The sequence below is a fragment of the Yinghuangia aomiensis genome (assembly GCF_039542225.1).
In the GTDB taxonomy this organism is placed as follows: domain Bacteria; phylum Actinomycetota; class Actinomycetes; order Streptomycetales; family Streptomycetaceae; genus Yinghuangia; species Yinghuangia aomiensis.
Genome location: NZ_BAABHS010000040.1, coordinates 17,119 through 35,625, shown reverse-complemented (window position 1 = coordinate 35,625; position 18,507 = coordinate 17,119). Strand labels below are relative to the sequence as shown.

General features: G+C 71.9%; 11 protein-coding genes and 1 riboswitch. Of the genes, 3 read left to right on the top strand and 8 right to left on the bottom strand.

The window, feature by feature from the left end; genetic code table 11:
• The first annotated feature begins 38 nt into the window (after positions 1-38).
• Positions 39-2,687 carry an FHA domain-containing protein gene (locus ABEA93_RS35655; RefSeq protein WP_345680083.1) on the top strand — a complete coding sequence of 883 codons (2,649 nt, stop codon included), beginning with the start codon at positions 39-41 and terminating at the stop codon, positions 2,685-2,687.
• 40 nt (positions 2,688-2,727) lie between these two features.
• On the opposite strand, the gene ABEA93_RS35650 is transcribed toward ABEA93_RS35655, so the two are convergent.
• Positions 2,728-3,990 (bottom strand): serine hydroxymethyltransferase, encoded by a 1,263-nt coding sequence (locus ABEA93_RS35650; protein WP_345680111.1) that lies wholly within the window; start codon positions 3,988-3,990, stop codon positions 2,728-2,730.
• Between the two features lie 55 nt (positions 3,991-4,045).
• A riboswitch (ZMP/ZTP riboswitch) is annotated at positions 4,046-4,135 on the bottom strand.
• 295 nt (positions 4,136-4,430) lie between these two features.
• On the opposite strand from ABEA93_RS35650, the gene ABEA93_RS35645 reads away from it, so the two are divergent.
• The gene (locus ABEA93_RS35645; RefSeq protein WP_345680082.1) at positions 4,431-4,952 is read left to right on the top strand and encodes a hypothetical protein; all 522 of its coding nucleotides are present in this window, start codon (positions 4,431-4,433) and stop codon (positions 4,950-4,952) included.
• A 30-nt stretch (positions 4,953-4,982) separates the two neighbouring features.
• Here the strand turns inward: ABEA93_RS35645 and ABEA93_RS35640 are convergent, their stop codons facing one another.
• The 6 genes from ABEA93_RS35640 to ABEA93_RS35615 form a co-directional block, all read right to left on the bottom strand.
• Entirely contained in the window at positions 4,983-5,708 is a 726-nt protein-coding gene (locus tag ABEA93_RS35640) for an LppU/SCO3897 family protein (RefSeq protein ID WP_345680081.1), read from the bottom strand.
• A 205-nt stretch (positions 5,709-5,913) separates the two neighbouring features.
• Positions 5,914-10,806: an NAD-glutamate dehydrogenase gene (locus ABEA93_RS35635; protein ID WP_345680080.1), complete on the bottom strand. Its 4,893-nt coding sequence runs from the start codon at positions 10,804-10,806 to the stop codon at positions 5,914-5,916.
• Positions 10,807-11,159: 353 nt separating this feature from the next.
• Positions 11,160-11,444: an isoamylase early set domain-containing protein gene (locus tag ABEA93_RS35630; protein ID WP_345680079.1), complete on the bottom strand. Its 285-nt coding sequence runs from the start codon at positions 11,442-11,444 to the stop codon at positions 11,160-11,162.
• A gap of 139 nt (positions 11,445-11,583) precedes the next feature.
• Positions 11,584-13,278, bottom strand: coding sequence for an L-glutamate gamma-semialdehyde dehydrogenase (gene pruA / locus ABEA93_RS35625; RefSeq protein WP_345680078.1), 1,695 nt, complete (start codon positions 13,276-13,278; stop codon positions 11,584-11,586).
• A gap of 82 nt (positions 13,279-13,360) precedes the next feature.
• A complete protein-coding gene (locus ABEA93_RS35620; protein ID WP_345680077.1) occupies positions 13,361-14,005 on the bottom strand; it encodes an HAD family hydrolase in 645 nt (214 codons plus the stop codon).
• Positions 14,006-14,050: 45 nt separating this feature from the next.
• A complete protein-coding gene (locus tag ABEA93_RS35615) occupies positions 14,051-14,536 on the bottom strand; it encodes a DUF6912 family protein (RefSeq protein WP_345680076.1) in 486 nt (161 codons plus the stop codon).
• A gap of 331 nt (positions 14,537-14,867) precedes the next feature.
• On the opposite strand from ABEA93_RS35615, the gene ABEA93_RS35610 reads away from it, so the two are divergent.
• Positions 14,868-15,416 (top strand): hypothetical protein, encoded by a 549-nt coding sequence (locus ABEA93_RS35610; protein WP_345680075.1) that lies wholly within the window; start codon positions 14,868-14,870, stop codon positions 15,414-15,416.
• A gap of 306 nt (positions 15,417-15,722) precedes the next feature.
• On the opposite strand, the gene secA is transcribed toward ABEA93_RS35610, so the two are convergent.
• Complete coding sequence (gene secA, locus ABEA93_RS35605) at positions 15,723-18,485, bottom strand: preprotein translocase subunit SecA (RefSeq protein WP_345680074.1); 2,763 nt, start codon at positions 18,483-18,485, stop codon at positions 15,723-15,725.
• Positions 18,486-18,507: the final 22 nt, after the last annotated feature.

Below are 18,507 nucleotides of genomic sequence, written 5' to 3'. Positions count from 1 at the left end.
CACAGCAGGCACAGCAGGCACAGGGCGGACGGAGGACCATGCAGATCCGGCTGACCGTGCTGGGGTCCCGGGGCGACGGTCCGGGCGCGGACGTGCTCGTGACCGCGCCGACCGGCACGACGTTCGGCGCCGTCGCGGGGGCGCTGCGGTCCACATCCGGCACGGACGGGCAGCGTTTCTGGGTCGGCGACACCCGGCTGGCCGACAACACGCCGCTGGGGCGGCCGCCGCTGGTGGACGGCGCGCTGGTGACGATCGGCAAGCCCGGTCCCGCGTCGCCCGCCGTCGGCTCGCCCGAACTGCGCGTGGTGGGCGGTCCCGACGCGGGCGGTGTGCACCTGCTGCGGCAGGGCACGGTGCGCATCGGCCGCGCGCCCGAGGCGGAGATCCGCATCGGCGACCCGGACCTGTCGCGGCTGCACGCCGAGCTGACCATAACGCCGGGTGCGGGCGGCCGGGTGCACGTCGCGGACCTGGGCTCGACGAACGGCACGACGCTGGACGGCCTTCCGGTGGGCCGTGAGCCGGTGCTGCTGTCCCCCGGGTCGCTGCTGCGGCTCGGCGAGACGACGCTGAGCGCGGTGCTGCCGCTGCCGTACGACGCCGAACCGCCCCCGTCGCCCGACGCGCCGCGCCCGGACGGCCTGGGCCACGTGGTCCTGCCGCGTGCCGCGCGCCCCGGCCCGGTGCCGGTCGAGCCGGTGCGCATCGACCTGCCGGACGAGCCGGCGACCCGGCGGATCGGCTTCGCCGCCCGGCGACGCGCGGCCGCCAACGACCGCGCCGAGCGCGAGGACCAGGCGCGCCTCGCGGTGGTCGAAGAGGTGCGGCGGCGCCGCGCCTTGGCCCCCGACCCGGCGGCGCTGCTGCTCGCCGCGCTGGACGCGGGCGCGTCCGAGTCCGGGCGGGCGGCGGTGCCGGTGCGGATGTGGGAGCGGGCCGGCGAGCGCGCGGGACGGCTGGCGGTGCGGCTGGGCACGGGCGACGTGCCGTCCGAGGTGACCGTCGCGTCCAGCGAGGGGGTGCGGCGGCTGACCGCGTTCGCGGCGCCGGTGACCGTCCCCCTCGCCGATGCGGTGCTCGGGCTGGCGGGACCGCGGCCCCGGCTGCTGGGTCTGGCGCGTTCGGTGGTCGCGCAACTCGCCGCGCTGCACGGCCCGCACGATCTGGAACTGGTGCTGCTGTGCGCCGATCCGTCCGCCGCGGCGGACTGGGCGTGGCTGCGCTGGCTGCCCCACCTGCGTCCCGCAGACGGCCAGGACTGCCGGCTGCTGATCGGCCTCACCCGCGATCAAGTGGTGGCGCGGACAGGCGAGTTGCTGGACCGGATGGACCGTGCGGACCGCGAGGGCGGGCGCCCGCTGCAGCGCCGCACCGTGCTGGTCCTGGACGGTGCGGGCGCGCTCACCGCCCGCCCGGAGCTGGTACGCCTGCTCGCGGAGGGCCCGGCGGTCGGCGTCCACGCGCTGTGCCTGGACGACCGGGCCGAGGAACTCCCTTTGCAGTGCGCGGTGATCGGCCGGGTCGCGGGCGAGGTCGGCACCCGGCTGTCGCTGGTCGGGCCGGGCGCCGGGCGCCTGGAGGACGTGGTCGCCGACGCGGTGTCGCCCGCCTGGGCGGACCGGTTCGCGCGGGCGGTGGCGCCGCTGCGCGAGGCGGCGTCCCGCGCGGTGTCGCCGCTGCCGGAGACGGTGCGGCTGCTCGATCTGCTGGGCCTCGACCTGATGACGCCGGCGAAGGTGCAGGCCGCCTGGCGCGAGGACGGCCGTTCGACACGCACCGTGCTCGGCGCGGACGTGCGCGGCGCGGTCACCGCCGACCTGGACACGGACGGCCCGCATGCCGTCATCGCGGGCGCCCCCGGCGTCGGGAAGACCGAACTGCTGACGGCCTTGGTGTCGTCCCTTGCGGTGGCGAACCGCCCCGACCGGTTCGCGCTGGTGCTGGTGCGCGGTACCGCACTCGACCCGGAGTCCCCGCCCGACGGCTTGGCGGTGTGCGCCGATCTGCCGCACACGGTCGGCTACCTGGACGAGCCCGACGGACGCCGCACCGGGGAAGCCCTCGCGGCGCTGCACGCCGAACTGACGCGGCGTGAGCATCTGCTGCGCGGCATGCCGTTCGCGTCCTACCGGGACGAATCCGGGCTCGCGCTCCCGCGGTTGCTGGTGGCCGTGGACGACATAGACGGTGTGGCACGGCATTTCCCGGGCTTCGTGAAGGGCCTCGCCGAGATCGTGCACCGCGGGGGCGGCCTCGGCATGCACTTGGCGGTCACCACCGGGCAGCCCGCGCTGGGCTTGGAGGTGACCGCCGAGCCGGAGCTGCGGATCGCGCTGCGGGTCGACGACGGCGCGTCCTCGCACGCGGTGCTGCACATCGACGACGCGGCGGCGCTGGACGCCGAGTTCCCGGGCCGGGCGCTGGTACGCGGTTCGGACGGCGCGGTGCACCCGTTCCAGGCGGGCCGGGTCACCGGCCGCATGCCGCGGACCGCGACGCTGCGTCCCACCGCGGTGCGCCAGGACTGGACGGACCTCGGCGCCCCGCTCAACCGGCGGCGCGCCGCGGCCCCCGGGGTCGGCGGGAGACCGCCGATCGGCCCCACGGACCTGGCCCTGCTGGTCGGCACCCTGCAGCGGGCCGCCGACCAGCTCGGTGCCGCGCCGCTGCCGAAGCTGTGGTGAGGCACAACTCCGGCAGCGGCGTCACCGGCCCGTCGGAGGGTCAGGCGACCGGCACGCCCGGTGCCGGGTAGGCGGCCATCAGCTCGCGGACCTCGGCGCGGACCTGCTCTTCGACGCCGCTGCGGCCGTCGCGGAGCGCGGTGATCACCCGGTCGATCCAGGCCGCGATCTGCGGCATGTGGCCGGGGTCGAGGCCGCGCGAGGTGAGCGCGGGCGTGCCCAGGCGGATGCCCGACGGGTCGAACGGCTTGCGCGGGTCATAGGGAACCGCGTTGTGGTTGACCACGATCCCCGCCCGGTCGAGCGCCTTCGCGGCCGACTTGCCCGCGACGCCGGTCGACGCGAGGTCGACGAGGATCAGGTGGGTGTCGGTGCCGCCGGAGACCAAGTCGTAGCCGCGGGCGGTGAGTTCCTTGGCCAGCCGGGCGGCGTTGGCGACCACAGCGCGCGCGTACGCACGGAACTCCTCGGTCGTGGCCTCCCGCAGCGCCACCGCGATGGCCGCGGTGGTGTGGTTGTGCGGACCGCCCTGGAGGCCCGGGAACACCGCCTGGTCGACGGCCTTGGCATGGTCGGCACCGCAGAGCAGCATCGCGCCGCGCGGGCCGCGCAGCGTCTTGTGCGTGGTCGTCGACACGACGTCGGCGTGGCCGATCGGCGACGGGTGCACACCTGCCGCGACCAGGCCCGCGATGTGCGAGATGTCGGCGACCAGCAGGGCGCCGGCCTCCTGTGCGATCGAGGCGAACGCGGCGAAGTCGACGGTACGCGGCACGGCCGTACCGCCGCAGAAGATGATCTTCGGGCGGGCGGCGAGGGCGAGCGACCGGACTTCGTCGAAGTCGACCCGGCCGGTGTCGCGGCGCACGCCGTACCGCACGCCGCGGAACCACGTGCCGGTCGCCGACACGTCCCAGCCGTGCGTGAGGTGCCCGCCCATCGGCAGCGCCATGCCCATCACGGTGTCGCCCGGACGCGCGAACGCCAGGTACATCGCCAGGTTGGCGGGCGAGCCCGAATACGGCTGGACGTTGGCGTGCTCGGCGCGGAACAGCGCCTTCGCCCGGTCCCGGGCCAGGTTCTCGACCGGGTCGATCACCTGCTGGCCCTCGTAGTAGCGGCGGCCGGGGTAGCCCTCGGAGTACTTGTTGGTGAGCACCGAGCCGGTGGCGGCCAGCACGGCGGCGGAAACGTAGTTCTCGCTGGGGATCATCCGCAGCGTCTCGTGCTGGAGGCGCTCTTCGGCGCGCACCAGCCCGGCCAGCTCGGGGTCGGCGGCGGAGAGTTCGAGATGACGGTCCATCAGTTCGGATGCAGCCACGGGTATTCCTCCCGGGTCGATTCCTGCACAGGTCGGACCCGGGTGCCCAGGCGGACGGCACCACGCGCGGTTGCGCTGCCGCTCCCTCGTGGTCGGTTCCACGTCGACGCCAGTCGCGGCACCGCCAACGTAAGCCACGCCCGTCGTCGGCCGCGAACGAAATCACCGCAACAGCCCAGGAAACCGCGGCTTATCATCCGATTTGCCGCAATCGTCGGCACGGTATGTTGACCTGTAAAGAGCAGCGTTCCGAGCCGGACCACGATCGTTACCGATCCGCCACCCGGGGGTCGCTCACGCCTGGCAGGGTTCACAGGCGTAACGTGCTCCACAAACGACACGGGGAATGCCCGGAAAGCGACCGGTTGGACGAACTGCCGCGGACAACCCGGGCCTGGGCACCGGGGATTGCGGGGGAGTTCATGAGGGGCAGCAGGCGAACAGCCCTGCTACGCACGTTGTATGCGGTCCTCGTCGTCGAGGGTGCCGCCCTCGCGCTCGGCGCGGGCTCCCTCGGGGTCATGGCCGTCGCCGTCCGACGTGAGGGCGACGAGGTCGCGGGCCTCGACAAACTGCTGATACTCGCCGCCGTACTGACCGCCGGCCTCGCCGCGCTGTGCGCCGGGAGCATCTTCGCGGTGCGCGACACGCTGCGCGACGGCTTCGGGGCGCTCGGCCGCGCCGCCACCCTGGGCATGATCCACCTGTGGACGGCGATCCTGGCCGTCACCCTGGACGGCCCGCTGTGGCTGCTCGCCCCCACCGGCATCCCCGCGGTCTTCTACCTCAGCTCGTGGTGGCTGCTGAAGGAGCGCCGCCGCGACGACCTGCTCCTGCTGGAGACCGAGATGCCGGCGCCGCGCCGCGCGGAACCGCGCCGGATCCCCGAACCGGCCCCGAAGCCCCAGCCGGAGCCGGAAGCGGAAGGCGCCCCGCAGCACTGACCGGGGCGCCGGCAGAGCACCGGCGCGGGGCTACTTCGGCCCCACGCACCACACGTCGCTGCGCCCGTCCCGCTTGACCACCAGCGGATTGGTGGAGCCGAGCACCGACGTGCACGCCGCCGTGTCCGCCGTATTGGTGAAGATCTCCTGCACCTGGAACTTCACGTTCGGGTCCTGGCACGACGCCGGGCGGATGTCGTCGCCGGTCAGCGCCGCGATGCAGTCGCCTTCCTGCACGCTGCGCGGATCGCCTTGGTAGTACGACCAGCCCCAGTAGCCGAACACGCCCAGGAACGCGACCACTCCCCCGGCCAGCGCGACCCGGGCGGCACTCCCGAGCCGCCGCCGCGGACGCCGTGCGGCGCGGCCCGTGGTCGGCACCGGGGCCACCTCGGCACCGGACGGCTCCACCCGGGCCGGGAGGGCGCGGTCGGCCGCAGGAGCCGGTATGGGGCCCGGTGCGGGGCCGGGTGTGGGGTCGGCGCCGTACCAGCCGATCGGCTCGACGGTCAGGTGGCCCGGGTCGCCCTGGCCGCCGTACGCGCCGTACGCGCCGTCGGCGTACTCGCCGTACGCCTGCGGGTCGTACACCTGGGGTTCGTACGCCTGCGGCTCGTACGGCTCCAGCTCGCCCCCGTGCACCGGCGTCGCGTCCAGCCACGCCGGCAGGTAGGGCGCCGGGGCGGCCGGGTGTTCCGCATCGTCCGGGCGGTCCTGCCCGCCTTGCGGATCTTGCCGGTCGTACCTGTCGAACATCGAAGGGCCTCCGTGGCGAGAGCACGCCGACAACCCGGCGTACCCGTCCGAAAGCGCCGCGATACCCCCCGGTAACAACGGCAGGGCCGCAAGGAAAACATCTCCTCGCGGCCCTGCACAAGACCCGAACCGTGCGAAACCAGGCGGGTTGGCCTGTTCTCGCCTACTGTTGACGCTGCGTCAATTCATCGGCGCTTTCCGCGCGTCAGTTCATGCTCCCGCTGCGCAGCAGCGTGCGGATCACCCGCATCGCCACCGACAGCGTCGCCAAGTCGTAGGACTCGGTCTCCTGGAGCTCCTCCAGCGTGGTCCGCGCCCGGGTGATGACGGAGGCGTTCTTCTGCTCCCACGCGGCGAACCGCTGCTCCGGGGTGTCGTCCGCGCCGCCCGACGACAGGACCTCGAAGGTCAGGCCGGCCTGCGCGGCGTACAGGTCCTCGCGCAGCGAGGCCCGCGCCACCGACTTCCAGCGGTCGTCGCGCGGCAGCTCGATGATGCGGTCGAGCAGGTACGCGATGGGCAGCCGGTCCACGAGGTCGAAGTACACCTCGGCGACCTCGACCACGCCGTGGTCGGAGTCGCGCGCGACCTCGCAGATGTCCAGCGCCGCGTACGACGACGAGAAGCCCGCCACCACGGTCGCCAGGTCGGACGGCACGCCCGCTTCGGTGAACTCCTTGTAGAGCCCGTCCATCCACTCCTGGTCGGTGCCGCGGAGCAGCTTGGGCAGATGCGCGACGACGTCCGCGACACCCTCGCCGAAGAACGCGACCTGCGTGGCCACGTCGATCTCCCGCCGGTTGCTGAGCATCCACCGGGTCGCCCGCTCGACCAGCCGCCGCAGGTGCAGCCGCATCTTGGTCTGCACGGACGCCGCGACCTGGTTGTCCAGGGTCTTGATCCGGTCGAGGATCTCGTCGGCCTTGTAGATCTGCCGGGCCGCCAGGTGGGCGCGCGCCACCTCGGCGGCGGACGCCCCGGACTCCTCGCGCATGCGGAACATGAACGAGATGCCGGCCAGGTTGACGAGGTCGTTGACCACGCGCGTGGTGATGATCTCGCGGCGCAGCGCGTGCCCGTCGATCTGCGTCCCGAAGCGCTCGCGCAGCGCGGTCGGGAAGTACCGGTGCAGTTCGCTGCGCAGGTAGTCGTCGTCCGGCAGGTCGGAGGCGAGGAGTTCCTGGGCGAGCACGATCTTCGTGTACGCCAGCATGACGGCCAGTTCCGGCTGGGTCAGCCCGCCGCCGAGCTGGGCGCGTTCGCGCAGCTGGCGGTCGGTGGGCAGGAACTCGATCTCGCGGTCGAGGAGCCCGTCGCGGACCAGCTTGCGCATGTACCGCATGTGGACCTGGAGCAGCGCCGGAGCCTGCGCGACCGCGTTGGCGAGCGCGTAGTTCTGCTCGTAGTTGTTCTCCAGGACCAGCAGCCCGACCTCGTCGGTCATCTCGGCGAGCAGCGCGTTGCGCTGCTTCCCGGTCATGTCGCCGGCCTGCACGATCCCGTTGAGCAGGATCTTGATGTTCACCTCGTGGTCCGAGGTGTCCACGCCCGCCGAGTTGTCGATCGCGTCGGTGTTGATGCGGCCGCCGGTGAGGGCGAACTCGACGCGGCCGAGCTGGGTGCAGCCGAGGTTGCCGCCTTCGCCGACGACCTTGACCCGCAGGTCGCCGCCGTTGACCCGGATGGCGTCGTTGGACTTGTCGCCGACGTCGGTGTTCGACTCGGCGGACGCCTTGATGTAGGTGCCGATGCCGCCGTTCCAGAACAGGTCGACGGGCGCCTGCAGGATGGCCTTCATCAACTCGTTCGGGGCGAGCCGGGTGACCGCGTCGGGCAGTCCGAGCCGGGCCCGGACCTGCGGGGTGATCTGCACGGACTTGGCGGTGCGCGGGTACACGCCGCCGCCCGCGGAGATCAGGTCGGGGTTGTAGTCCGCCCACGAGCTGCGCGGCAGGTCGAACAGCCGGCGCCGCTCGGCGTAGGACGCCGCCGACTCCGGGTCCGGGTCGAGGAAGATGTGCCGGTGGTCGAACGCGGCGACCAGGCGGATGTGCTCGGACAGCAGCATGCCGTTGCCGAACACGTCGCCGGACATGTCGCCGATGCCGACGACGGTGAAGTCCTCGGTCTGGGTGTCGTGGCCCAGCTCGCGGAAGTGGCGCTTGACCGACTCCCACGCGCCGCGCGCGGTGATGCCCATGCCCTTGTGGTCGTAGCCGGCCGAGCCGCCGGACGCGAACGCGTCGCCGAGCCAGAAGCCGTACGATCCGGCGACCTCGTTGGCGATGTCCGAGAACGTCGCGGTGCCCTTGTCGGCGGCGACCACCAGGTAGGTGTCGTCGCCGTCGTGCCGCACCACGTCGGTCGGCGGCACGACCTGCCCGCCGACCATGTTGTCGGTGATGTCGAGCAGGCCGGAGATGAACGTCTTGTAGCAGGCGATGCCTTCGGCCAGCCAGGCCTCGCGGCTGACCGACGGGTCGGGCAGGTGCTTGCCGACGAAGCCGCCCTTCGCGCCGACCGGCACGATGACGGTGTTCTTGACCATCTGCGCCTTGACCAGGCCGAGGATCTCGGTGCGGAAGTCCTCGCGCCGGTCGGACCAGCGCAGGCCGCCGCGGGCGACCGCGCCGAAGCGCAGGTGCACGCCCTCGACACGCGGCGAGTACACGAAGATCTCGAACTTGGGCCGCGGCGCGGGCAGGTCCGGGATCGCCAGGGGGTCGAACTTGAGCGCCAGGTAGTCGTGCGGCGCGCCGTCGGCGCCGTGCTGGAAGAAGTTGGTGCGCAGGGTGGCGCGGACCATCGCGACGAAGGAGCGCAGGATGCGGTCCTCGTCGAGGCTGGCGACCTGGTCGAGCGCGCCGTCGAGTTCCTCGACGAGGCCGTCGACCAGCTCGCGCCCGGCCTGCTGGTGGCCGGGCGAGAAGCGGGCCTCGAAGAGGTTCACCAGGAGGCGCGCGATGTGCACGTTCCCGACGAGGGCGTCTTCGATGTAGTCCTGGCTGAACGTGGTGCCGGCCTGGCGCAGGTACTTGGCGTAGGCGCGCAGCACCATCGCCTGCCGCCAGTTGAGCCCGGCGCGCAGTACGAGGGCGTTGAAGCCGTCGGACTCGGCGCGGCCGGTCCACACCGCGGCGAACGCGTCCTGGAAGAGTTCCTTGGTGTCGTCGTGCCCGGCGTCCAGGGCCGGGTCGTGGCGCAGGCCGAAGTCGTACACCCACGCGATGCGGCCGTCGGCGCGGCGCAGCTCGTACGGGCGTTCGTCGACCACCTCCAGGCCCATGCGCTGGAGGATCGGCAGCACCTCGGACAGCGACAGCGGTCCGCCGACGCGGTAGACCTTGAACCGGCGCTCGCCCGGGAGTGCTCCTATCGGGTGGTACAGGTTGAGCGTGAAGTCCTGCGACTCCGGGTCGAGGTTCGCGATGCGCCTGAGGTCGGCGACCGCGGTGCGCGCGGAGAACTCGGCCTTGTAGCCCTCGGGGAACGCCCCGGCGTAGCGGCGGGACAGCTCGGCGGCGGGCTCCTCGCCGCATTCGGCGACCAGCGCCTCGGCGAAGTCGTCGGCCCACGAGCGGGTCGCCTCGGCGAGCTGCCGCTCGATGCCGTCGACGTCCGGGTCGACGAGCGTGTTGCCGTTGGGCACGCGCACGGTGAAGTGCAGGCGGGCCAGCACGGACTCGGTGCTGTGCGCGGTGAAGTCGATCGTGGCGCCGCCGAGTTCGCGCAGCAGGATGTCCTGCATCTTGAGGCGGACTTCGGTGGTGTAGCGGTCCCGCGGGAGGAAGACCAGCGCGGAGTAGAAGCGGCCGTACTCGTCCTTGCGCAGGAAGAGCCGCAGGCGGCGGCGCTCTTGCAGGTGCAGGACGGAGATGACGATGTCGTACAGCTCGGGGACCGAGATCTGGAACAGGTCGTCGCGCGGGTACGTCTCGAGGATCTGCAGCAGGTCGCGGCCGTCGTGGCTGTTCTGCGGGAACCCGGCGGTCTCCAGCACCTGCTGGACCTTGCGCTTGATGACCGGGATGCGGGTGACCGACTCGGTGTACATCGACGAGCCGAACAGGCCGAGGAAGCGTCGCTCGCCGACGACGTTGCCGTCCGCGTCGAACTTCTTGATGCCGACGTAGTCGAGGTACGCCGGGCGGTGCACGGTCGACCGCGAGTTGGCCTTGGTGAGGATGAGCAGCCTCTGCTCGCGGGCCTTGGCGCGGGCCTCGGGCGACAGGCGGCTGAACGAGACCGACATGTGCTGGTCGGGGCGGAGCAGGCCGAGCCCGGTGCCGGGGACGGCGCGCAGGATGTCCTCGCCGCCGTCTTCCTCGGTGACCAGGTCGTATTCGCGGTAGCCGAGGAAGGTGAAGTGGTCCTCGGTGAGCCAGCGCAGCAGCTCCCAGGTCTCGGCGACCTCGTCGGCGTCGAGCACGGCCGGGGATTCTTCCTCGGCGAGGCTGTCGGCGATGCGCAGCGCCTTGTCGCGCATCTTGTCCCAGTCCTCGACGGACTCGCGGACGTCGCTCATGACGCGCTGCAGGCCGGACTCGATCGTCCGGATGTCCTCGCGGTTGCTCTCCCGGTCGATCTCGATGTGCATCCACGATTCGACGGTGGAGCCGGCGGGGACACCGCCCGCGTCGGAGGTGTCGAGGATCTCGAGGAGGGTGCCGGTGATGTCGCGGCGGACCACCATCTGCGGGTGGACGACGACATGGATCGCGCGGTCCTGGCGGGACAGCTCGTTGGTGACCGAGTCGACCAGGAACGGCATGTCGTCCGTGGCGATCTCGATGACCGTGTGGCCGGACGCCCAGCCGTTCTCCTCGACGGAGGGGGTGAAGACCCGCACCTTGGCCGTGCCCTGGGGCCGTGCGGCCGCCAGCCGGCAGTGCGAGATGGCCGCACCGTAGACGTCGACGGGGTCCCGGCCGACCAGGTCGTCCGGGGCGGTGTGCCGGTAGTAGCGGCGGAGGAGGACGTCGAGGTCGATGGGCCCCGCGCCGTCCGCGCCGCCTCCGTGCTGTGACGATGCCTGCCGGGCCGCCTCCGCGGCCCGGGCCAGCAGATCCGCTTTCGCCTCGTCCAGCTTGCTCTGCATGATGCCGTTGCTCCTGTCGCGCGCCGTTGCGTGACTCGAATGCGCTTTTTGTCGATCTTGCCCTGATCGGCGGCTTTCCCGGGCGGCGGCGCGCACTGCAAGGCCACGGCGGATCCGTCCGGCGTCGTCGCCGGGGCGGGTCCGGTCTTCGGGACACCGTTGTCCCGACGACACGACCGTGATGTAGTGCGTGCGGCCTCCGGGGGGCCACCCACGCCCGCCAGGCTACCCGCGCCACCCGGCGGCAGTGAGGGGGCCCTGTGCCGGAACCGGGGCACAGGCTGCAAGGAAGACCGAATCCGGCCTGACAGTGCGTCAAGTGGATAGTCGGCGGTTAATGCGGGGCAAGCAGGTCAGACCGTCACGACTCCGTTGTCGCCGTCGCGTTCGACGGACTCGTCGTCGAACCACACGCCGTTCTCGGCCAAATACCGGAAGCGCACCGTTTCGCCCCGGGGCAGCGTGACGGCGACGGAGCGTGTGCCGTTGCTGCGTCGGACCAGCGGATGCCGGCCCGGTTCCCAGGCGTTGAAGTCGCCGACGACGCTCACCGCTCCCGCGGGTTCGTCGGCAGGCAGGCAGAAAGTGATCCGCACGGCGCCGTCGGCCTTCGCGCGCTTGATCACGTCGTCCCCCATTCCCGAGAGGATTCCCGTTGCCGAACGTATTGCAGGAATCCGGTTCCGTCACCCCTACGGGGCGTTTGCCCGGACCGGATACCCGGAACGCGAAACGGTATTCCCGGGATATGTGGGACATATGATGAACGGGTGATCATCACGAACGCGGTGTGAAGGCGTTCCGCACGTCGTCGGCGAAGTCGGAGACGGTGTCCAGGAGGCCCTTCTCCATGTGCGGGTAGCGGTAGTCGGTGGGCGGCACGAAGGTCTCTTTGATCGTGCGGGTGCTGGTCCACCGCATCAGGTTCTGCATGGCGCCGGCCTTGTCGTTGGTGCCGGAGGCGCGGCTGCCGCCGAAGGGCTGCTGGCCGACGACGGCGCCGGTGGGCTTGTCGTTGAGGTAGAAGTTGCCGGCCGCGAAGCGCAGCACCTCGGTCGCCTCGGCGAGCGCGGCGCGGTCCTGGGCGACGACGGCGCCGGTGAGCGCATAGGCGGCCACCGACTCCATCTGCCGCAGCATCGCCGACCAGTCGGCGTCGTCGTAGACGTGGACCGCCAGGATCGGGCCGAAGTACTCGGTGGTGAAGACCTCGTCCGCGGGGTTCGTGCAGGTCAGCAGCGTGGGCCGGACGAAGTAGCCGACCTCGCGGTCGTAGGTGCCGCCCGCCAGCACGTCGATGTCGTCCTGCGCGTGCGCGCGGTCGATCGCCGCCGCGTGCTTCGCGAACGCGCGCTCGTCGATGACCGCGCCCAGGAAGTTCCCGAGGTCGCCGACGTCGCCCATCGTCAGGCTCTCCACCTCGGCGACGAGCTCCTCGCGGAAGCCGGACTCCCACAGCGACCGCGGCACATACGCCCGCGACGCCGCCGAGCACTTCTGCCCCTGGTACTCGTACGCCCCCCGCACCATCGCCGTCTTCAGCACCGCCGGATCCGCCGACGAGTGCGCGACGATGAAGTCCTTGCCGCCGGTCTCCCCCACGATCCGCGGATACGTCCGATACCCGCCGATGTTCGCGCCGATCGTCGACCACAGGCTCTGGAACGTGCGCGTCGACCCGGTGAAGTGCAGTCCCGCGAAGTCCGGATGCGCCAGCACCACCTCGGACACCGCCACCCCGTCGCCCGGCAGCATGTTGATGACGCCCGGCGGCATCCCGGCCTCCTCCAGCAGCCGCATCAGATGCCAGGCCGCGACCGTCTGCGTCGGCGACGGCTTCCAGATCACCGTGTTCCCCATCAGCGCGGGCGCCGTCGGCAAGTTGCCCGAGATCGCGCTGAAGTTGAACGGGGTGACCGCGTAGACGAAGCCGTCCAGCGGCCGGTGGTCCAGCCGGTTCCACACGCCCGGCGAGCTGAGCGGCTGCTCCGCCATGATCCGCCGCGCGAAGTGCACGTTGAAGCGCCAGAAGTCGATCAGCTCGCACGGGGCGTCGATCTCCGCCTGCTGCACGGTCTTCGACTGGCCGAGCATGGTCGCCGCGGCGATCCTTTCCCGCCACGGGCCCGCCAGCAGGTCCGCGGCCTTGAGGATCACCGCGGCCCGGTCGTCGAAGGACAGCGCCTGCCAGCCGGGCGCGGCCGCCTGCGCCGCGGCGACCGCGGCGCGCGCGTCGTCCTGCACGGCGGTGGCGAACGTGCCGAGCGGTGCCCGGTGCCGGTGCGGCTGGACGACGTCGACGCGCTGCCCGCCGCCCCACGACTGCACGCCGCCGACGGTCTGCTTCAGCTCGACCGGCTCGGCGGCCTGGCGCTTGAGCTCGGCTTCGAGGCGGGAGCGCTCCGGGCTGCCGGGAGCGTACGTGTGCACCGGCTCGTTGGCCGGAACCGGAACCTGCGTGACTGCGTCCATGCCCCACGCAGTGCCCGGTTTGCCGCGGTTTGACGCCCGACGGGCCGGGGTGTTTCCGCCTGCCGGACCCGGCGTGCGCCGCTCAGCTCTCGACGAGCGCGACCGCCTCGGCGAGGGTGTCGACGACCGGGACGCCCGCGCGTTCCAGGCTGGCGCGCGAGTGTGATCCGCCGGTGTAGAGCACCGCCGACGCACCGACCTCGCGGGCCGCGTGGGCGTCGTCCGCGGCATCTCCGATGACCACGACCGTCGCCGGGTCCGCGGCCATCGACGTCAGGTGCCGGGCCAGGTGCTCGGCTTTCCCGCCGCCCGCCGGGCCGATCCGGCCGTCGACGCGCAGGAAGCGGCTCTCGATCGCGAAGCGGTTCACGAACGGCAGCAGCTCGTCGTGCGCGGTCAGCGACAGGATCGACTGGGTGCGGCCCGACGCCTGCCAGCCCGCCAGCAGCGCGTCGACTCCCGGCGTCAGCGCACAGGCGTCGGCGTGACGGGTGTAGGAGCGCTGGAAGGTGCGGTCCAGCATCGTCCACTCGTCCGGCTCCGGGAGGCGGCCGGTGATCTTCTCGTAGAAGCGCGGCACCGGCACGCAGTACAGGTCGCGGTAGCGCTCCAGCGTGATGGGCGGCAGGCCCACCGCGGCGAAGGAGTCGTTCGTCGCGGCGATGACCGCGTCGATGTCGTGGAACAGCGTGCTGTTCCAGTCCCAGACGATGTGCCGCGTACTCATAGTGGGGAATTGTGCCGTGTGCGCCCGACAAACGTCGCCCGGGGCTCAGAGCAGGTCGGCCAGCTCCTGCCGGGCGAACCACAGCAGCTCGTGCTCCTCCAGCGCCTCGACGAGCGCCTCGTCCGGCTCCGCACCCGGCTCGGCCGGCAGCGCGGCGCGCACGTCGGCTTCGGCGTCCTCGGCGTCCATGTGGATCGCGGCGATGCGCTTGACCGGGATCGTGCCGTCCACCACCACGGCGCCGGGGCCCAGGTCGGGGACCTCGGACACGATGCCGTCGGGCACGTCGGCGGCCAGCACCACGCGGCGCGCGCGGGCCTCCGGGTCCCGGGGCTCCTGGGCGGCGAGGCCGAGAGCGGCCCGGCCGGCCAGCAAGGCGGCGGCGTACTCCAGCTCCTCGGGGTCCTCGGTGCCGCACCACGCGCCGAGGCCGGAGGTGACCGCGAAGGCGCTCAGCGGGGCGGGGCCGATGCCGCCCTCACGGTGCACGGCGGCCAGGCGGACCGGCGTGGAGGGGACGTACACGCGCATCGGGGACTCCTGCGGTGGGCGGGGCCGCGGGCGGGCCCGTACGGATGAAAACCGGCGGCCGACCGCGTGAGCGGCCGCAGAGCATCGTACGAGTACCCGCTCCGACACCCGATCGAGGCACCCGCTGCGGCGACGGCCGTTAGCTGACCTTTCGCCCGATTGATCCCGGCGCACACCACCCGGCGCGCGCAGCCCGGAAGGGTGACGCCCCTCGCCGACGCGTCGTTTGACGCGCTTTCGGCGCGGCCGATACCCCTGGCCCCCATCGCGGCGCTCGGGGGACGACCGCGTCGCTCCCCCCGCGCCACCGACGCCAACGGGGAGAAGAACCATGGCACCGTCCGCCGCCCGCAGACTCGACGACGCCCGCCCGCTGCCGCGCCTGCGGCTCGTCCCGGCACCCGGCACCGAGCCCGCGTACGACCCGCCCGGCCCGCCGCCGGCACCCCGCGCGCGGGTCCCCGCACCGGCGCGCCCGCGCCACCTGCGCCTCGTCGGCCCCGACGAACGCGCCCCCGCCGCCGCACCCGGCGCGGCCCGGCAGGCCCGCCGCCGCGTCCGCGGCTTCGCCCGCGTGCTCACCGGCGTCCTCACCGGCCGCTGCCCGCTGCAACGCCTCACCCCGCACACCACCCACGCGGTCCGGGCCACCATCGCCGCCCTCCGCGACGACCTCCGCCACCACGCCGTCACCGGCATCACCCTCGCCGCCGCCAACGCCACAGCCCCCACCCCCACCACCGCCGAGGGCTACCTCCGCCTCACCCTCACCGGCCCCGACCGCGACCAGGCCATCGCCCTCCGCCTCGACCACACCCCCTCCCGAACCCGCCCCGAAAACCCCCCGACCTGGATCTGCACAGCGTTCCAGTACAAGTAGCCGCCACCTCCGCCCCGAGCCCACCTGGCAACCGGGCTCGGGGCAAGGCATAGGCCACCTCACGAACGGGCCGCCCCGGCCCGTGCGGCCACCGCCCGGTCCCACCGACCACCAAGCCGCCTGCAAGCCCGCTCAAGCCCCGCTCAGCCCCCGCGAGGCCGAGGCCCTTGTCCGGAACCCCACCCGGACCCTCGGGCACGCTCCAACCGGCGCGTAGCCTTCCCGGCGGCCCGGCACCACTCCGAAGCCCCCGAAACGCCGAACGCCCGCCGGAGAACCGGCGGGCGTTCGTCAGCGGTGTGCGGGTCAGCGCTTCTTCTTGCGGGAGGCGCGCTGGGCGCGGCGGCGCTCGGCGCGGGTGCCGCCCTGCTCGGGGATGGCGTCCTCGCCGAGGTCTTCCTCGGTCGTCACGACGCCGCCCTCGCCGTCGACCGACGGCGCGCTGTACGACAGGTGGGTCGGACGCTGCGGGGTCTCCAGGCCCTTGGCGTGGATCTCCGGCATCGCCTGCGCCTGGTCGAGGGTGATCGTCGGGGTCTCGGGGACCTGCTCGATCTGCACCTCGACGTTGAACAGGTAGCCGACCGACTCCTCCTTGATGCCCTCCATCATCGCGTTGAACATGTCGAAGCCCTCGCGCTGGTACTCGACCAGCGGGTCGCGCTGCGCCATCGCGCGGAGGCCGATGCCCTCCTGGAGGTAGTCCATCTCGTACAGGTGCTCACGCCACCGGCGGTCCAGCACCGACAGCACGACGCGGCGCTCCAGCTCGCGCATGACGTCGCCGCCGAGCTTCTCCTCGCGCTCCTCGTACGACGCCTGCGCGTCCGCCTGCAGCAGCTCGGTCAGCTGCTCGGAGTCGAGCCCGTCGCGGCCGCCCGCCTCCTCCTCGACCTCGTCGATCGTGAGGCTGACCGGGTAGAGCTGCTTGAGGTTCGTCCACAGCTTCTCGAGGTCCCACTCCTCGGCGAAGCCCTCGGTCGCGCCCGACACGTACGCACCGATCGTGTCGTCGATGAAGTGCCGCACCTGCTCGTGCAGGTCCTCGCCGTCCAGCACCCGGCGGCGCTCGCCGTAGATGACCTCGCGCTGCCGGTTGAGGACCTCGTCGTACTTCAGGACGTTCTTGCGGATCTCGAAGTTCTGCTGCTCGACCTGCGACTGCGCGGACTTGATCGCGTTCGACACCATCTTCGACTCGATCGGCACGTCCTCGGGCACGCCGACCCGGTTCAGTACCGCCTCGACGATGTTGGCCTTGAACAGCCGCATCAGGTCGTCGCCCAGCGACAGGTAGAACCGCGACTCGCCCGGGTCGCCCTGGCGTCCCGAACGGCCGCGCAGCTGGTTGTCGATGCGCCGCGACTCGTGCCGCTCGGTGCCCAGCACGTACAGGCCGCCCAGTTCGGTGACCTCTTCGTGCTCGGCCTTGACCGCCTTCTTGGCCTTGTCCAGCGCGGCCGGCCACTCCAGCTCGTACTCCTCCGGCGTCTCGGCCGGGTTGAGTCCGCGCTGCGCCAGCTCCGCCGAGGCGAGGTGGTCGGGGTTGCCGCCCAGCATGATGTCGGTGCCACGGCCCGCCATGTTGGTGGCCACCGTGACCGCGCCGCGGCGACCCGCCTGCGCGACGATCTGCGCCTCGCGCTCGTGGTACTTCGCGTTGAGCACCTCGTGCGGCACGCCGCGCTTGCGCAGCTGGTTCGACAGGTACTCGGACTTCTCGACGCTGGTCGTGCCGACCAGGACCGGCTGGCCCTTCTCGTGCTTCTCGGCGATGTCGTCCACGACCGCGGAGAACTTCGCCTCCTCGGTCTTGTACACCAGGTCCGCCTGGTCGAGCCGCTGCACCTTGCGGTGCGTCGGGATCGGCACCACGCCGAGCTTGTAGATCTGGTGGAACTCGGCCGCCTCGGTCATCGCCGTACCGGTCATGCCGCCGAGCTTGTCGTACAGGCGGAAGAAGTTCTGCAGGGTGATCGTGGCGAGGGTCTGGTTCTCGTCCTTGATGTCCACCCCTTCCTTCGCCTCGATCGCCTGGTGCATGCCCTCGTTGTAGCGGCGGCCCGCGAGGATGCGGCCGGTGTGCTCGTCGACGATCAGGACCTCGCCGTCGACGACGACGTACTCCTTGTCGCGCTTGTACAGCTCCTTGGCCTTGATCGCGTTGTTGAGGTAGCCCACCAGCGGGGTGTTGACGGCCTCATAGAGGTTGTCGATGCCCAGGTAGTCCTCGACGCGGCCGACACCGGACTCGAGGATGCCGACGGTGCGCTTCTTCTCGTCGACCTCGTAGTCGCCGACCGGCGTCTCGCCGTCCTTGACCGGCTCGGCGCGCTTGAGGCGGGTGACCAGCTTCGCGAAGTCCGCGTACCACTTCGTCGCCTGGTCGGCCGGGCCGGAGATGATCAGCGGGGTACGGGCCTCGTCGATGAGGATCGAGTCGACCTCGTCGACGACCGCGAAGAAGTGGCCGCGCTGGACCAGCTCGTCCTGGCTCCACGCCATGTTGTCGCGCAGGTAGTCGAAGCCGAACTCGTTGTTGGTGCCGTACGTGATGTCCGCCGCGTACGCCTTGCGTCGCTCGTGCGGCGGCATGTTCGCCAGGATGCAGGCCACACTCAGCCCGAGGAACCGGTGGACGCGGCCCATCCACTCCGAGTCGCGCTCGGCCAGGTAGTCGTTGACCGTGACCACGTGGACGCCCTTGCCGGCGATCGCGTTCAGGTACGCCGGGAGCGTCGACACCAGCGTCTTGCCTTCGCCGGTGCGCATCTCGGCGATGTTGCCGAGGTGGAGCGCCGCGCCGCCCATGATCTGCACGCGGTAGTGCCGCTGGCCGAGGGTGCGGCGTGCGGCCTCGCGGACCGTCGCGAACGCCTCGGGAAGGAGGTCGTCGAGGCTCTCGCCGTCGGCGTACCGCTCCTTGTACTCGTCCGTGAGGGCGCGCAGCTCCGCGTCCGAGAGATTGGTGAAGTCCTCTTCGATCGAGTCCACCTGATCCGCGATGCGGGTGAGCTTGCGCAGGATCTTGCCCTCGCCGGCGCGCAGAACCTTGTCGAAGATGGACACGCTGTGGTCGCTCCCTGCCGGA

What these genes read in the sequence shown, in the direction of transcription:
- ABEA93_RS35655 (WP_345680083.1), top strand. Translation starts at nt 39, where the DNA reads ATGCAGATCCGGCTGACCGTGCTGGGGTCCCGGGGCGACGGTCCGGGC.
- ABEA93_RS35650 (WP_345680111.1), bottom strand. Translation starts at nt 3,990, where the DNA reads ATGGACCGTCATCTCGAACTCTCCGCCGCCGACCCCGAGCTGGCCGGG.
- ABEA93_RS35645 (WP_345680082.1), top strand. Translation starts at nt 4,431, where the DNA reads ATGAGGGGCAGCAGGCGAACAGCCCTGCTACGCACGTTGTATGCGGTC.
- ABEA93_RS35640 (WP_345680081.1), bottom strand. Translation starts at nt 5,708, where the DNA reads ATGTTCGACAGGTACGACCGGCAAGATCCGCAAGGCGGGCAGGACCGC.
- ABEA93_RS35635 (WP_345680080.1), bottom strand. Translation starts at nt 10,806, where the DNA reads ATGCAGAGCAAGCTGGACGAGGCGAAAGCGGATCTGCTGGCCCGGGCC.
- ABEA93_RS35630 (WP_345680079.1), bottom strand. Translation starts at nt 11,444, where the DNA reads ATGGGGGACGACGTGATCAAGCGCGCGAAGGCCGACGGCGCCGTGCGG.
- pruA (WP_345680078.1), bottom strand. Translation starts at nt 13,278, where the DNA reads ATGGACGCAGTCACGCAGGTTCCGGTTCCGGCCAACGAGCCGGTGCAC.
- ABEA93_RS35620 (WP_345680077.1), bottom strand. Translation starts at nt 14,005, where the DNA reads ATGAGTACGCGGCACATCGTCTGGGACTGGAACAGCACGCTGTTCCAC.
- ABEA93_RS35615 (WP_345680076.1), bottom strand. Translation starts at nt 14,536, where the DNA reads ATGCGCGTGTACGTCCCCTCCACGCCGGTCCGCCTGGCCGCCGTGCAC.
- ABEA93_RS35610 (WP_345680075.1), top strand. Translation starts at nt 14,868, where the DNA reads ATGGCACCGTCCGCCGCCCGCAGACTCGACGACGCCCGCCCGCTGCCG.